This is a genomic window from Inquilinus sp., assembly GCF_057815775.1.
Window position 1 is genome coordinate 1 of record NZ_JBYRFX010000980.1, and the last position, 1,654, is coordinate 1,654.

Below are 1,654 nucleotides of genomic sequence, written 5' to 3' on the forward strand. Positions count from 1 at the left end.
CGGCACCAGCGAGACGATCCCGCTGAGGATGCCCTGCGCGCCCGATCCGGCATCGCCGCTGAACAGGCTGCCAAAGCCGTTGATGATGCTGCCAAGTGCCCCGCCGAAGCCCGACAGGAATCCGCCACCCTGCTGGGAGACGCCGTTGCTGATGCCCTGCAACGCCGTGCCGAAGCCCTGGTTGAACGTGTCGGCGGCCTCGACGGTGGTCGAGTTGGCGCGGATCAGGTCGCCGATGGGATCGGCACCGACACCGCCCGTCAGTCCGCCGGCGGCGCCGGCAACCGAAATCCTGGCGCTGCCGACCTGGATGTTCGCGCTGCCGACCGTGCTGTCCGCCTGGTCGCCGCCAAGACCGATGAGCCGGCCGAGGGAGCCGCCGACGCTGTTGTCATTGGCCGCACCCTTGGCCCCGTTATCATTAGCAGGCGCGCCCAGACCGGCGCCGCGCGCGATGCTGTCGAACAGGCCGTCGGCAGCCTCGCCTAGCGGCTCGAACACGAATTTGTCGAGCGCCAGGTCCGCCAGGCTGTCGGCGAAGCTGCTGAGGGCGCTGCCTATATCGCCGCTGCTCTTGATCACCGACGGGGCCAGGTCGCGGAACGAGGACTTGAAGCCGTCCAGAAAGCCGGCCACGCCGGGGTTGTTCAGCTCCAGCGATCGGCGGCGGATTGCTTCCAGCGCATCGGCCACCGAGTAGCCGGACTCGGCGAGCTGGTCCAACATCGTCGGGTCGCCGGCCTGGATCAGCTGAGACGTCCGCGACAGGTCGGCCAGCTCGCGACCCCGCGCCTCCGCCGGCCGCGCCGTCGAGCCGATCAGGGAGACCGTGTTGCCGGACAGCGTCTCGCGCTGCCGCTGCGCAATCTGCGCCTGGCGCTGGGCCTCCGACGCCTTCGCGTAGGCATCTGCCTGCTCGTTGATCTTGGCCGTCAGTTCGTCCGTGGTCTTGCGGCCATCTTGGTCGGCCGCGGTCAGCAGCCGGCGTTGGACTGTCAGGCGGGCCGCCGCCTCCGACGACAGGCCGAGCGTGTCGGCCTGGACCTGCATGTCGCGGATCTGGTCCTTGATCCGCTTCGACTCCTTGCCGAACTCGGATTCCTTGGTCCGGCCGGCACCGGTGCCGCCGTGGCCCTTGTTCCAATTGGACCAATCGCCCTGGACGCCCTTCCAGTAGTCGCCCCAGCTCGGCACGGCCTCCGGCGCCGCCTGGCCGGCCTTGGCCTGGGTCAGCACGCCATTCGCCATCCCGGCGACCCAGCCGAGGATACCGCCGGCCTGCGATCCCGCAGCGGTCAGCGAGATCATGGCGTCCAGCGCCCGGCTGATGACATCGTTCAGCGCGGCCTTGGCCTGCAGCGCGCCCCACGCAATCTTGGACTGGGCCTCGATTTGCGCTTTGACGCTGGCGGCCAGCTCGGTGTTGCCGTCCTTGACGGCCTTCCGATACGCCTCGAACCCCTCGGTTGAGATACGACCGGCCTCCGCGCTGAACTGCGCCTGGCTGATCCGGCCTTCGCCGAGCAGCTTCACCGACAGCTCCAGCTCGCGGTTCACGGCCGCCATGCCGCCGGTCGAGGTTTCCTGGATGCGGGCAGCCAGTGCCTGCTTGTCCTGTTCCTCCTTGATCTGCCGCTCCAGACCCAGCCGCTCC

General features: G+C 69.0%; 1 protein-coding gene. It reads right to left on the reverse strand.

Going from position 1 to position 1,654, the window contains the following annotated elements; all coding sequences use genetic code 11:
- Positions 1-1,654, reverse strand: a 1,654-nt coding sequence (locus AC3XYG_RS35075; protein WP_489144526.1) for a hypothetical protein, incomplete at both ends; no start/stop codon positions are given.